This is a genomic window from Acidobacteriota bacterium, assembly GCA_016700075.1.
Lineage (GTDB): Bacteria > Acidobacteriota > Blastocatellia > Pyrinomonadales > Pyrinomonadaceae > OLB17.
Map to the genome: position 1 here is coordinate 482,740 of CP065000.1, position 13,374 is coordinate 496,113.

Sequence of the window (13,374 nt, forward strand, 5' to 3'; positions counted from 1 at the left end):
ACTATTTCAACCTTGCACCGATCTTCACATCCTCAAGAAAAGTTGCGATCGCCGGTGTATCTTCCTCAAGCAGTGACGCGGCGCAGATCATTCCCTGCGACTCCAAACCCCGCATCTTTCGCGGTTTCAGATTGGCGACTACTACCACCTTTCGCCCGAGCAGTTTCTCAGGTTCGTAATACTCCGCAAGCCCCGCGAGAATCTGCCGCGGTTTCTTTTCACCAAGATCAACCTCAAAACGGAGCAGTTTGTCGGCATCGGGAACGCGTTCGGCAACCTTGATCTCGCCCACTCGGAGCTCGACCTTGAAGAAATCATCGATCGTAATAAAACTATCTTTCTTTTCTTCGCCCTCATTCTTCGCAGCGACCAAACCATTCGCTGCTGCGATGGGTTCTTTCACCTGATCGCTGACCGCTGATTGCTCGTTGCTTTGCTCTATCTCACTCATAATCTTACCTTTATCAATTCTCGGAAAAATTCCCTCCGCTTCGCCGATCGCAGCTCCGGCATCGAGCCCGCCCCAGGCAAGACCTGCGGGATCGATCGTCGCAACGTCGCCGCTGAGGCCGAGCATTTTGTATATCTTCGCAGATGATCCCGGCATTACGGGATATAGAAGTACCGACAGCCATCTCAATGTCTCAGATGAGCGGTAAAGGACGGCATTCAGCGTTTCGGCCTGCTTCTCGTCCTTGATCAGCTCCCACGGCTTTGCATCAGAGATCATTTTGTCGATGCGTGCGATCACCGCCCAAAGGGTCTCCAAAGCCTGGCTGAACTCGAAATTCTCGAATCGACGTACGAATTCGTCGCGTGCGTGATTCAGAACGGAAACAAGTTCCTGACCATCAGGATCCACACCCGCACGGCGGGCGTGGATGTAATTTTCCTCCGCGATCTTGCCGCTTGGAACGCGGCCGTCTCGGTATTTGTGGATCATCGAAATGGTACGGCTGACGAGGTTTCCAAGGCCGCTCGCAAGGTCCGCATTCGCACGCTCTATCAGGTTTTCATACCCGAATTTTCCGTCCTGGCCAAAAACCATATCCCGCATACAAAAATATCGAAGAGCATCGGTCTGAAAATGTTGATGTAATACATCAACTTCTATCACGTTACCTAACGTTTTGCCCATCTTACGGCCATCCGCATCGAGCCACATTCCGTGAGCATACACTGTCTTAGGGAGCGGTAATCCGGCTGCTTTCAGGAACGAGAGCCAATAAACGGTGTGAAACCGAAGAATGTCCTTTCCGACAAGATGAACCGCATTTTCCCAATATTTATCGAATCCCGGAGCATTTGGGCGGTCATTCCCGTAACCAAGAGCCGTAATGTAGTTCGACAAGGCATCGAGCCACACGTACATTACGTGATCTTCGTCGTCAGGAACCGGCACGCCCCACAAGACCGACTTCTTTTCCCGGCTTATCGAAAGATCTTGTAACCCTCTTTTTATGAATGAGATAACCTCATTTCGCCGAGATTCAGGTTGAACTAATTTCGGATCATTTTCGATCAGGTCGAGCAGATATCCCTGATAATCCGAAAGGTTAAAAAAGTAGCTTTCCTCTGCGACGTTATCCAGCGGCTTTTCGTGGACCGAACAGTACGGAATTTCGCTGCCTTCGGGCGTGTAATATTCATCCTCAAGCTTGTATGCGGCACACGGAGCACAGAACCAACCGCGATAATGCCCTTTGTAAATATTCGGGTTGCCAAGCGGCGTCTTCCCTTTCGCTATCTCTCGCCACAAATGCCGCACACCTTCGTAATGAAACGGCTCGGTGGTACGCATAAATATGTCGTAGCCGCCGCTCCCAGTGTCCAGCCCAAAATCGCGGAACATCCGCTTCAATTCCGACGAAATGTGATCGACCTGTTCCTGCGGGGTTCTTCCTGCCGCTTCGGCGGCCCGCTGAATGTTTATACCGTGTTCATCGGTCCCAGTAAGGAAAAATACGTCAAAACCACGCTGTTCCTTATACCGGTGTAATACGTCCGCGACGATGGTCGTGTACAAATGCCCAAGATGCGGCAGGCTGTTTGCGTAATAGATGGGAGTTGTGACGTAAAAAGTGCTCATTTTTGGTACGCCGGCCGCTCTATTTGCCCATCCTCTTCTTATCTGCATCCCAAAACTCATCAGTTTCGAGATAACGCGGCATTGTCGATGCGTTTCCGATTTCCCAACCGATAGCGAGGCCGAGTTCCGCATTCTGGATCATCGCATTCACATCCCACCAATCGTAATACTGATCCGAAGGCTGATGGTAGTACTTCGCAGTGTAATTGCTGAAAAATTCGAGCGCGACACCTGTTAAGGCAGGTGTGAAATTGGAACCATGACGCAGCGAGACCGCAGGCACACCGGCCTTAGCGAACGGGAAATGGTCCGATCGGAAGAAAAAGCCCTGTTCCGGCCGCATATCGCCTTGCAGCGTCATACTGCGTTCCGATGCAACCGGCTGAACGATGGCATTAAGCGCTGACCGCTCAACGCCGAGAGCGGAGAAATCATCTGTCTTGCCAAAGAAATTGACCCCGTCGATATTAACGTTGCCGGCGATCTTGTTCAGCGGAATGAGCGGATTCTGTGCGAAATACTCCGCACCGAGCAGGCCTTGCTCTTCTGCGGTCGGGAAAAGAATGTATGTCGAGCGTTTAGGGCGTTTATTTCGCGGTAACTTAGCAAGTGCCTCGCCGATGCCAAGCACCGCCGCCACACCTGAAGCATTGTCGTAAGCACCGTTGTAAATCTTGTCACCCGATGCGTCGGGCTCTCCGATCCCAAGGTGGTCCCAATGTGCGGTGTAGAGTACGTATTCGTTCTTCAGCCGCCTGTCGCTTCCCTCGACGATGCCGACGATATTTGGCGATTCGAATTCGGTCTTGGTCGCTTTGAGGTCGATCTTCGCCCGCAAGCCGGTATTTACAGGCTTGAAGCCACGTTTCTGTGCCGCGGCACTAAGCTCGTTCATATCCAATCCGGCTTTTTTAAGCATAGTATCAACAGCATCATTCGTCGCCCATGACATGAGCTGCAAAAACGGCCTCTTGTCGCCCGCACTCCTCGCGATCTCAGATCGCGGACCGCCGAAAGATGTTCGGACCACGTTCCAGCCGTAACCCGCCGATTCGGTGGTGTGGATCAGAATAACGCCCGCAGCACCGCGGCGAGCGGCTTCTTCGTACTTATATGTCCAACGGCCGTAGTAGGTCAGTGCCTTTCCGCCGAAAAGGTTAGGTTCTGTTGCGGTCGCGGGCGGATCGTTGACCATTATAAGAAGGATCTTGCCGCGATAATCGTCCGCCGGGCCCGAATAATCATTCCAGTTGTAAAGCGGAGCGTCGATGCCGTAGCCCGCGAAGACCACCTCGGCATCGACCGAAACGTTATCTCTCTGGGCACCTGTCGTTGCAACGAAATCATCGCCAAAGTTGAACGATGTCGTTTCATCGGAGCCTTTAGAGATGCTTAGTTTCGTCGCAGGATCGACCTTGTTGCCGACGAGCTTCACATTCTGAAAATAGCTTTTTCCATTGCCGGGCTTGACGCCGGCAGATCTCATCTGAGCGGCGATATAATCGGCGGCCTTCTTGCTGCCGGCGTTGCCGGGACCGCGGCCTTCCATCTCATCGGCAGAGAGGCGCTTTACGCGTTCACGCATTTTTGCACCATCAAACCATGAGCTTCGGTCCTGGGCAAAAGCGGCACCGGCCGCAAATACTAGTAACAAAACAACCGAAATGTATTTTTTCATGTTCTTTCTATCCTTTGATCAGCGACATCGCCTCGGCACGCGTCCGCGGGTCGCTTCGGAATCCGCCTAAAACGGCCGATGTTATGGTCACCGCGCCGGGCTTTTTGACGCCGCGAAGGGTCATGCATGTGTGTTCAGCCTCGATAACGACCATCACTCCTATCGGGTCAAGACTATTAAAAAGCGTTTGCGCTATCTCTTGTGTAAGCCGCTCCTGGACCTGCAGCCGCCGCGAGAAGACTTCTGCAATACGCGCCAATTTTGAAAGTCCGATTATTCGGCCGTTCTTTGGGATATAGGCGATATGGCATTTGCCGGTAAATGGTGCAAGATGATGCTCACAAACCGACGCGATCGAAATGTCCTTTACCAGAACCATTTCGTCATGCGAATCGCCCGGCAGAGGAACTACATGTTCCGCAGGATCGACCCACATTCCTTCCGTAAGCTCGGCATAAAAATCTGCCACTCGTTCCGGCGTTTTCTTTAGCCCGTCGCGATTTGGGTCTTCGCCGATGCCTTCGAGGATCAGCCTGACACCGTCAGCGATCTTCCGCGTATCGAGCTTTCGTTTGCTGCTTCTTGCCATATGCGCTGTAAAAGAATGAGTATAAGCCGAAGCAAAGCATTTGCCCAATCTTTGCGAAAGGACAGCGGAAGCACCTATAATCATCGTTTTGCTTGATGGACGCTGAGATGGCCCTAACCTTACTGCAAATTCAGACCTCGCTTCGCGAAAAACTCGCGTCGCTATCGAACGACCTCTTTGGAGTAGTGCCTGACATCGTCGCGGTGGAAACACCGCCAAAGACAGAGTTCGGCGATCTCGCGTTCCCTATTGCATTCGAACTTGCGAAAAAGATAAAGCAGGCGACCGGTGAAAAGAAGAATCCCCGCGAGATCGCACAAACGCTTAAAGAAGAGATCGAAAAGGAGGATCTTGTTCAGAAGGTGGACGTTGCAGGTGCCGGCTATCTGAATATTTTTGTCGATCGTGCCTTATTTTTGCCGCAAAACTCAGGCGCCGCTGTTGTAGGAGGACTGACCTCCGCGTCTCCTGACGCTCCAAAGGTCTGTGTTGAACACACTTCAGTCAATCCGAACAAAGCGGCACATATCGGCCACGTCCGAAATTCGGTCTTGGGCGACACTTTTCAGCGTATTCTCGGCTCCACCGGCAAACGCGTCGAGGTTCAAAATTACATTGACAACACAGGCGTCCAGGTTGCCGATGTCGTTGTCGGCTTCATCTATCTCGAAAACATGGGCCTGGATGAGATCAAGGCCCTTGATGAAAATCTGAAGGCCGAAGGCCGTTCTTTCGACTATTACTGCTGGGATCTTTACGCCCGAGTCGGACAGGAATATCAGGTCAACGACGCCCTAAAATCTAAGCGGGCCGAGGTTCTCCACGCCATTGAAGAAGGCGGTAATCAGACAGCCGAACTCGCCGACTACGTCGCGACGCGAAACGTTGAGTGCATCATCGCGACGATGGAGAGGCTTGGCATCCGCTATGATCTTTTGCCGCGGGAATCCGAGATATTGCACCTGCATTTTTGGGATCGAGCGTTTGAGCAGATGAAACAGCTCGGCGTGATCCGGTACGAAAGCGAAGGCAACCACGTGGGCTGTTGGGTGATGCCATTCGACTCGCACGAAGGCACAGACGACCACGAGAACGACAAGATCCTCGTACGCTCGAACGGAACAGTTACATATACCGGCAAGGACATCGCCTATCAGATGTGGAAGCTGGGTATTCTGGGGCTCGATTTCAATTACAGGCTTTTTCACACGTATCCTGACGGAAAGGATGTATGGATTACAACCGGGCCGCAGGCTGCCAGCCTGCACGAGTCAAATGTCCCATCATTCGGCGGCGGTGAAACCATCTACAACGTCATCGACACGCGTCAGTCGTATCCGCAGGAGGTCGTGAAAAAAGGTGTCGCGGCGATCTCGCCCGAACGCGGCGAAAAGGCCAGCGTGCATCTTTCCTACGAAATGGTCGCTCTGTCCCCGGCGGCGGCTGTAGAGCTTGGCTTTGAGCTCTCCGAAGACGACCGCAAACGCACGTTCATTGAAATGAGCGGCCGCAAAGGCCTGGGAGTAAAGGCAGACGATCTGATCGACCGATTGGAAGAAAAGGCCATCGCCGAGGTCGAATCGCGTCACGCCGACGCGGCCGACGACGAAAAACGGCATATCGGCCGTCAGATCGCTGTAGGCGCGTTGCGTTATTTTTTGCTCAAATTCACGCGCACCACGGTGATCGTCTTTGATTTTGCTGAAGCACTTTCGTTCGAAGGCGAAACAGGATGTTTTTGCCAATATTCCGCGGTCAGAGCGAATTCGATATTCCGCAAATTTGCAGAAACAGGCGGGAAAATGGAGGGCGTTGCGTCAGCGATCCAAGACGTTGACGCGTTGCGGGAAGTTTTTTCTGCCGATGACGGTGATGATATTTGGTCGCTCGCGGTCCTGGCGGCCCGGATCGAGGATGCGGCACGTCAGTCCGCCGCAGCAAATGAACCGTCAATACTTGCTAAATACGCGTTCAACCTCGCAAAAGCATTCAATCTTTTTTACCATCGCCACAAGATATTGAGTGAGGCTGACGAGACTAAACGAGCGGTACTTTTGACGGTAACTGATATGGCGCGCATCTCTCTGACGCGCTCGCTCGAATTGTTAGGTATAGACGTTCCGGAGCGAATGTAAAGCTCCGCCGGGTTGCAAAAGTGGCGGCCCGGTCGGTAACTTTTAACTGCGGATACCCTGATCCGCCGCATTTATGCTGATAGTGATGAAACCGGAGGCTTCGGCCGCCGACATCGAAAATGTGATCCGCTCGGTCGAAGCACTCGGCTACTCCGGCCATACGCTCGAGGGCTCGGAGCGCACTGTAGTTGGTATAACCGGCAACAAGGGCTCTATCGACCCGGCTCATTTTGAGAATCTGCCGGGCGTTGCGGATACGGTCCGGGTAACGCAGCCGTACAGACTGGCTACCGCAGACCCGCGCGACAAATATGCGGTCCCCGTAGGAAGTGCTTTCATCGGCGGCGGTCACTTCGCTATGATCGCGGGGCCGTGTGCATTGGAAGACAGAGAGCAAGTATTCCGCACCGCAAAAACTGTCGCTGAAAGCGGCGCAAAGTTTTTCCGCGGCGGAGCATTCAAGCCGCGAACGTCTCCGTATGCCTTCCAAGGGCTCGGTATCGACGGGCTGAAAATGCTCGCTGCTGTCCGCGAAGAATTCGGCCTCAACATTATCACTGAGGCCCTTGACGAACACGGCATCGATGCGGTCGTGGAATACGGCGACTGTGTACAGATCGGCGCTCGGAACATGCAGAATTTTTCGCTGCTTCGATATGCCGGGCAATGCGGAAAACCTGTTTTACTGAAACGCGGGCTTTCGGCAACTCTGGACGAGCTTCTGCTTGCGGCCGAATACATTCTTTCTGAAGGCAATCCGAACGTGATCTTATGCGAACGCGGTATCAGGACGTTTGCCTCTCATGCACGAAATACTCTTGACCTTTCCATCGTGCCGGCGGTCCAGCGAATGTCGCATCTGCCGATCATTGTGGACCCATCGCACGGGACCGGAAAGAACTACATGGTCCCGGCACTTTCCCGAGCGGCGGTAGCTGTCGGGGCGGACGGGCTGATCATTGAGGTCCATCCCTGCCCTGAGGACGCTATGTGTGACGGAGCTCAGGCTTTGAGGCCCGAACAGTTTCTTAAACTATCGACGGATATTGAAAGGATCAGAGATGCGGTGAACAGCCCCGCAGCGGAAAGTGCCGACGCATCGCGTTGACATCAGAATAAATGAGAAAAAGGCCAGCCCGCTTTGTCCTTGAACGCGAGCCGGCCTTTTTTCTGTGCCCGTTCCGGCGCCATTTGCCTAGTTGGCCGGATCGAGCTTTATGAAACCGTAAGACTGAACGGCGAAACTTCCCAACAGCGCAACCATCAGCAATGCCATTGGCAGCACTTGCGATAGTTCTGGCATCACGATACTGAAACCGCCGCCGACGAGCATTCCCGCCGCCAACACGGAAACACGACCCGCAGCCCATTTGCCGAATACCGGCCTTTCAAAAACGGAAGGAAAGAAATATGGAAGAAAGGCTACCGCCAGAATCGCCGCCGACATCACTATGCCGTCGGGCGTCGAAAAGCGGGCAGCTCGAGCATATTCGACCGCAAGCAGAAAAAGCACAACCGCCGTGTCGATGCCGAAAAGTGAGAAGTAGTTCGTGTTGCCGGTGTTTGTCGTTTCGTGTTTCATGATGTTTTCGTCTCGAGTGGTTTATCGGATCATTTTCCGGGTTTGCTGAACTGCTGATACGCGACGCGGAAAAGCTCAGAAAGAGCATTCGCCGTCTCAGCCGACAGATTCTTGTCAGCACGAAGATGAGCGTCGATGATATCGGGCGTTGCTTCGTGCGGGTAATAAATTACCGGTTCGACGCCGTCTTCCTCCTGGCGGATCAGGCGATCAACAGGCATATCCAGCCATTTTGTAAGGCGTGCGATGTTGTCCGCATCGGGGCGACCTGTGCCGTTCTCGATACGCGACAGGGTTGAAGCCGATACTTCGGTCACATCGGCAACATCGCGAAGGCTCATCCCAAGCTCCTCGCGGCGACGTTTGATCGCCTTGCCGAGTTCGGCCGTGCTGATCAGACTTTCGTTCTTGAATGACATATTTTTTCTCCTTTCTCCTCAATGAAGTCTAAGTGCCACAGATGCACTTTGCATTTCACAGATAAAACATAGCACAAGGAATTTTTAAATGCAACACCTTGTTTCGCACTTGCAACAATAAAATTATTCTGATACATTGTTTCATAGATGCAACATCTCAAAGAGATTGGGCATCAATTGAAAAGCTGAGTCGCACGGTCTGAAGTGCGGCGAACAGGGACCAAGGCTCTTTTCCGGGAATGGCAGTTCAGACCGGCCGATAAAGACATCAGGAAATGAGAGTCGGTCCATTGATCCTAAGGAGACACAAAACGATGAAACGAATTACGCAAAACGACACCACGACGCAAACACCAACGACAGAAGCACAGGAAACTAACGTCCTCGATTTTTCGGGAACGCTCCGCGAATTGAAAAAGACCGTTGATCAGAACCTGATCCGCCAACGTGCCGGGCGCCGCGATCGCGATGGCAACATTCACATGGTCGAATATGTCGAATGGCATACTGTCGCAGACATCCTGGACGAACATGCGCCGAACTGGGCACACACCGTAAAGGATATTCGTGCCATCGGCGACATCATCACAGTTACGGTCGCCATCACCATTGACGGCATCACCCGCGAAGGCATCGGCACCGGCCGAACCGCAAGCGAGACCGGGATCAAAAAGGCCGAACACGACGCACTAAAGCGTGCCGCGGTGAAATTCGGCATCGCCAGAGAGCTATACAAGCGTGAATTCGATACGGTCGAGCACGATGATGAATCGACAATTCAACCAAGAGCAGTTCTCGACCCAATAGCGAAGAGTCTCGGCGACATGCTGACCGCGAAACAATTGGGCATGATCCGTGGTATGGCACGCGAGGCCGGCATTGATGCCGAGAATGAGTGCGTCGAGAAAATGAAATGTAAGGTCGAGGAACTCTCAAAACGAGGAGCCTCGCAGTTTATCGACCACCTGAAAACATTGCAGAGAAGCGTTGAGCCGATGCGAATGGCCGGCTAGTACTTCCCTGCTTACACAAGTTTTGAGCTGCGGCATTTTCTGTCCAACAATCCTCAAATGAAGCGTGAGAAACTCCCACGCCGCAGCTCAAAACCCTGTCTTGCAAATCGCTGAGTTTTGACACACAATACGAACGCTCAGCAATGGAGGAAATTATGTCTGATGAAGCAACAGGTGCGGCAGGATCTGCCGGGCCGCAACACGGAAGTTTCTGCTGGACCGAGATAGGTGTAAAGGACGCCGCACGGTGCAAGGAGTTTTACAGTTCCATATTCGGCTGGACATGGCAGGACAGCAATGCCTCGGACGGCCCATTCGCATATCACGAGTTCTCGACCGGCGGCCCGTATCCTGCAGGCGGCCTTTATGAGATCGTGCCCGAAATGTGCGAGGACCCGAATGATCTGCCGCCGCCGCATTTTATGACGTACATTTCTGTCGACGATGTTGACGCCTATGCAGCTAAAGCGGCAGAACTCGGCGGGACCGTGATACGGGAGCCAATGGACATTCCGAACACGGGACGTTTCGCGACGTTGAAGGATCCGACTGGAGCAATTTTTTCCATATTTACTATGCAGGAGGCGCAAAGCTGAAATGGCAGAATTTGAGATACCTAAGCATGGTGAGATCTGTTGGCGCGAACTTGCCACACGCGACCTGCTGGCGGCCTTGGAGTTTTACAAGGCAATGTTCGGCTGGGAGCTAATTCAGTCGAATGTGTCGCCCGTTGATTACAAAGAGATCGTTGTCGGCGGGATCGCGTATGGCGGGATGATGGCGATCGATGAAAATTGGGGGCCTGAGCCGCCGCCGTCTTTTTGGACGAATTATATCGCGGTAGACAATTGCGACGAGACCGTCGAAAAGATCAAGGCGCTTGGCGGCGGAATAACGTGCGAGGCTTTTGACGCCCCGGGCGTTGGCCGCATTGCCATGGCGATGGACCCATCTGGAGCCGCGTTCTCCATCATTCAATTTAATATGCAGGGCTAAATTGGTGTCCGCGAAACACCTTATGCATAAGGAACGAAACCGTTACCTTTTGCAGGTCTGTTTCGCGCGTCTATTTCTTTTTACCGTCCGTGTCGAAGACCTCGACGCTCGCAGCGTAGCCTTCTGCTTGAGGCAATATGGCTTCGGCATCACCGACGATAACGATAGCCATTTCGTCCGGACGCACGATCCGCTGCGCTGCGGCGAGAACATCGTCTTTTGAAACTGCCGAAACACGGTCACGATAGGTCTCGAGGTAATCGTCCGGTAAACCGTAAAGGAACTGATTCACTAACAGGTTCGTAAGCCCCTCCTGCGTTTCCGCCCGGATCGGAAAAACACCTGTCAGAAAATTCTTAGCGTCGTCCAACTCGTCATCTCCGACCCTCTCATCGCGAATACGTTCAAGTTCATAGAAGAACTCTTTAAGAGAATCGCCGGTAACCTCATTTCTTACTTCGGCCGTCGCTTCTATGTCGCCTGCCATCTGCTTTGCATTCAGTCTGGAATAAGCGCCGTAGGTATAGCCCTTCACTTCCCTTAGATTCATGAATATTCGCGATGAAGCTCCCGCTCCCAGCACCTGATTCATGACCAGGGCCGAAAAGTAATCTTGGTCGGTACGTTTTATAGCAAGGTTTGATAAGACGATGTTCGATTGTGCCGAACCCGGACGATCAACAACGGTGAGCGTTCTTTCATGCCTCAAAGGCGGCTTTGGGAACTCGGTTTCGGCTACGTCGGCCATCTCCCAATCGCCGAAATAATCTTTCAGCTCTTTTACGATCTCATCACGCGCCACGTCGCCGACAGCGATGAATACTGCGTTGTTGGGAACAAGCATACGGCGGTGAAAACCGGCGAGTTTTGCCCTTTCCAAGGATTCAATATCGCTCGGCTTAGGAGCCGCTATCGAATACGGGTGATCGCCGTACAGTAGCCGTGATGTCTGCTCACTTGCCAGGAAAGGAGGCTGAGAACGCTGGAACTTAAGATTCTCGACCATATTCCGGCGGTAAAGGTCGAGTTCTTCTTCGGGGAATGTAGGCCGCAGCGTAATTTCTGCCAGTAGAGACAAAACTTCGCTCTGATAAAGCGAAAGAGACGATGCGGAAAGTATCGTAAAATCGTCGCTTGAGCTTGCTGAAATGTTCGCACCCAAACGTTCTATCTTCGTCGCCAGATCCAGCGAGGAGTAATTCTGAGTTCCCTCGTTCAGCATCGAAACCACGGCCGACGTGAGTCCTATGCTCTCATCGGGGTCATTGATATCGCCCGAGAAAAATGCAAGCCGAAAGCTGACCAGCGGCACTCGGTCATCTTCGAAAACGACGACACGCATGCCGTTAGAGAGCTGTGTCTTGAACGGTGCAGGAATGTCGAAAGATATAGGTGGAAGCGGTGCCGGCGGCACACTTCGAGAAACTTGTTGCATAGATCAATTGTGGGCAGCCGCGGGAACGACGTCGAGCAGCGCCCGGTTGTCCGTATTTAAATAGACGCCGACCGCATGACGGATCTGCTCGGCGGTAATGGAAAGGAGTTCGTCAACTTCCGTATTAATGAGTGCGGGATCTCCGTCATAAAGAGCGAACTCAGCGATCGCCTGTGCCCGTGCCATCGAGGATTGCCTGGAGCGTACAACGTCATTTACAAGCTGGTTTTCGATCTTTTCCATGTCCTCGGCTGTCGGGCCGTGGGCGGCGAGATCGTGTATCTCGCGCATTATCGCTTCGCGGATCACGCTCACGTCCATCTCCGGCTTAGGGATCGCCCCTATGAATATACTCGACGGCCCCCGCCGTTCGTCTGTGAAGCCGAACAGCTGTATGACGGATTCGTCGCCTTTTACCAGCTTTTGATAGAGCCTGGAACTTTCGCCGTCATAAAGGATCTTGCCGGCCAGATACAGGGCATTGAATTCCGGCGTCCGCCGCGGCGGGATCTTCCAGCCGATAAGAAAAGCCGGAAAAGGAGCGAGCGGATCCTGCCATTCACGGTATGTCGCAGCAACCTCAGGCGGCTCATTCACATCGATATCTTCAGGCAGCGGCTGTGCGGGAATATCTCCAAAATACTGCTCGACCAATGCCTTCGCTTTATCGACGTCGAATGCTCCTGAGAGCGTCAACACGGCGTTATTGGGTGCATAGTAGATCCGGAAAAACTCCTGCACGTCCTCGACCGTCGCAGCATCAAGGTGATCCATCGAACCGATCGTCGAATGTGCATTCGCAAAATTCTTATAGATCATCTCATTGATCATGTCGAAGATCTGCCCATAAGGCTGATTATCGTAACGCAGCCTTTTCTCTTCTTTGACCGCCTCACGTTGATTGTCGAGATTTTCCTGCGTGACGGCGAGCGAACGCATTCGATCCGATTCCAGCCAAAGCGCCAGCGGGAGCTGATTTGCGGGCAGCGTTTCGTAATAATTCGTGCGCTCGCTGGATGTAGTGCCGTTCATCGTTCCGCCGGCTTTCATGATGTATTGAAAGTGCCCTGCCTTCGGAACGTTGTCAGAGCCTTGAAACATCATGTGCTCAAACAGATGCGCAAATCCCGTTCGATCTGCGCGTTCGTTTCGCGAACCGACGTTGTAGTAAACAGCAAGGGAAACCACAGGGACCGATGGGTCCGGATTCATCGCGACACGCAAGCCGTTCGCAAGCTTGTGCTCGACTATCTCGAGCGGCCTCATTTCAAAATCATGCGACATAAATACTCTCGGGCACTGAAGCGCCGCCCACGATTTTTATCAGAACATTTTGACCGGCGGATTGCAAAATCCCCTGCATTTCGCTGAATTGTGGGGCCGCATTTTCTTTCTTCGGAATTTGGAAATGACATCCGATTGAGTGTATAAAGTAGGC

At 52.8% G+C, this 13,374-nt stretch carries 12 protein-coding genes; 5 read left to right on the forward strand and 7 right to left on the reverse strand.

Annotation, left to right across the window (positions count from 1 at the left end; genetic code table 11):
• Window position 1: 1 nt before the first annotated feature.
• From metG to folE, 3 genes are read right to left on the reverse strand one after another with little or no spacing between them, the layout of a single operon-like run.
• On the reverse strand, window positions 2-2,089 hold the full coding sequence (gene metG / locus IPM50_02260; protein ID QQS33424.1) for a methionine--tRNA ligase: 2,088 nt from the start codon (window positions 2,087-2,089) through the stop codon (window positions 2-4).
• Window positions 2,090-2,108: 19 nt separating this feature from the next.
• On the reverse strand, window positions 2,109-3,767 hold the full coding sequence (locus IPM50_02265) for a M28 family peptidase (protein QQS33425.1): 1,659 nt from the start codon (window positions 3,765-3,767) through the stop codon (window positions 2,109-2,111).
• A gap of 7 nt (window positions 3,768-3,774) precedes the next feature.
• Window positions 3,775-4,356 (reverse strand): GTP cyclohydrolase I FolE, encoded by a 582-nt coding sequence (folE, locus tag IPM50_02270; GenBank protein ID QQS33426.1) that lies wholly within the window; start codon window positions 4,354-4,356, stop codon window positions 3,775-3,777.
• Window positions 4,357-4,463: 107 nt separating this feature from the next.
• On the opposite strand from folE, the gene argS reads away from it, so the two are divergent.
• Window positions 4,464-6,491, forward strand: coding sequence for an arginine--tRNA ligase (argS, locus tag IPM50_02275; protein ID QQS34439.1), 2,028 nt, complete (start codon window positions 4,464-4,466; stop codon window positions 6,489-6,491).
• 73 nt (window positions 6,492-6,564) lie between these two features.
• Window positions 6,565-7,599: a 3-deoxy-7-phosphoheptulonate synthase gene (gene aroF, locus IPM50_02280; protein ID QQS33427.1), complete on the forward strand. Its 1,035-nt coding sequence runs from the start codon at window positions 6,565-6,567 to the stop codon at window positions 7,597-7,599.
• Window positions 7,600-7,686: 87 nt separating this feature from the next.
• On the opposite strand, the gene IPM50_02285 is transcribed toward aroF, so the two are convergent.
• On the reverse strand, window positions 7,687-8,073 hold the full coding sequence (locus IPM50_02285) for a hypothetical protein (protein QQS33428.1): 387 nt from the start codon (window positions 8,071-8,073) through the stop codon (window positions 7,687-7,689).
• A 29-nt stretch (window positions 8,074-8,102) separates the two neighbouring features.
• The gene (locus IPM50_02290) at window positions 8,103-8,492 is read right to left on the reverse strand and encodes a helix-turn-helix transcriptional regulator (protein QQS33429.1); all 390 of its coding nucleotides are present in this window, start codon (window positions 8,490-8,492) and stop codon (window positions 8,103-8,105) included.
• A 314-nt stretch (window positions 8,493-8,806) separates the two neighbouring features.
• On the opposite strand from IPM50_02290, the gene IPM50_02295 reads away from it, so the two are divergent.
• The 3 genes from IPM50_02295 to IPM50_02305 all read left to right on the forward strand — a co-directional run bounded on the left by IPM50_02295 (window position 8,807) and on the right by IPM50_02305 (window position 10,501).
• Window positions 8,807-9,505 carry a hypothetical protein gene (locus IPM50_02295; GenBank protein QQS33430.1) on the forward strand — a complete coding sequence of 233 codons (699 nt, stop codon included), beginning with the start codon at window positions 8,807-8,809 and terminating at the stop codon, window positions 9,503-9,505.
• A gap of 155 nt (window positions 9,506-9,660) precedes the next feature.
• Window positions 9,661-10,101 (forward strand): VOC family protein, encoded by a 441-nt coding sequence (locus IPM50_02300; protein ID QQS33431.1) that lies wholly within the window; start codon window positions 9,661-9,663, stop codon window positions 10,099-10,101.
• A 1-nt stretch (window position 10,102) separates the two neighbouring features.
• The gene (locus IPM50_02305) at window positions 10,103-10,501 is read left to right on the forward strand and encodes a VOC family protein (GenBank protein ID QQS33432.1); all 399 of its coding nucleotides are present in this window, start codon (window positions 10,103-10,105) and stop codon (window positions 10,499-10,501) included.
• A gap of 70 nt (window positions 10,502-10,571) precedes the next feature.
• On the opposite strand, the gene IPM50_02310 is transcribed toward IPM50_02305, so the two are convergent.
• A complete protein-coding gene (locus tag IPM50_02310; GenBank protein ID QQS33433.1) occupies window positions 10,572-11,936 on the reverse strand; it encodes an insulinase family protein in 1,365 nt (454 codons plus the stop codon).
• A 3-nt stretch (window positions 11,937-11,939) separates the two neighbouring features.
• Window positions 11,940-13,220, reverse strand: coding sequence for an insulinase family protein (locus IPM50_02315; GenBank protein ID QQS33434.1), 1,281 nt, complete (start codon window positions 13,218-13,220; stop codon window positions 11,940-11,942).
• Window positions 13,221-13,374 lie beyond the last annotated feature (154 nt).

Excerpts from the sequence above, each read along its gene's own strand:
- metG (QQS33424.1), bottom strand. The coding sequence starts at position 2,089 with ATGAGCACTTTTTACGTCACAACTCCCATCTATTACGCAAACAGCCTG.
- IPM50_02265 (QQS33425.1), bottom strand. The coding sequence starts at position 3,767 with ATGAAAAAATACATTTCGGTTGTTTTGTTACTAGTATTTGCGGCCGGT.
- folE (QQS33426.1), bottom strand. The coding sequence starts at position 4,356 with ATGGCAAGAAGCAGCAAACGAAAGCTCGATACGCGGAAGATCGCTGAC.
- argS (QQS34439.1), top strand. The coding sequence starts at position 4,464 with ATGGCCCTAACCTTACTGCAAATTCAGACCTCGCTTCGCGAAAAACTC.
- aroF (QQS33427.1), top strand. The coding sequence starts at position 6,565 with ATGCTGATAGTGATGAAACCGGAGGCTTCGGCCGCCGACATCGAAAAT.
- IPM50_02285 (QQS33428.1), bottom strand. The coding sequence starts at position 8,073 with ATGAAACACGAAACGACAAACACCGGCAACACGAACTACTTCTCACTT.
- IPM50_02290 (QQS33429.1), bottom strand. The coding sequence starts at position 8,492 with ATGTCATTCAAGAACGAAAGTCTGATCAGCACGGCCGAACTCGGCAAG.
- IPM50_02295 (QQS33430.1), top strand. The coding sequence starts at position 8,807 with ATGAAACGAATTACGCAAAACGACACCACGACGCAAACACCAACGACA.
- IPM50_02300 (QQS33431.1), top strand. The coding sequence starts at position 9,661 with ATGTCTGATGAAGCAACAGGTGCGGCAGGATCTGCCGGGCCGCAACAC.
- IPM50_02305 (QQS33432.1), top strand. The coding sequence starts at position 10,103 with ATGGCAGAATTTGAGATACCTAAGCATGGTGAGATCTGTTGGCGCGAA.
- IPM50_02310 (QQS33433.1), bottom strand. The coding sequence starts at position 11,936 with ATGCAACAAGTTTCTCGAAGTGTGCCGCCGGCACCGCTTCCACCTATA.
- IPM50_02315 (QQS33434.1), bottom strand. The coding sequence starts at position 13,220 with ATGTCGCATGATTTTGAAATGAGGCCGCTCGAGATAGTCGAGCACAAG.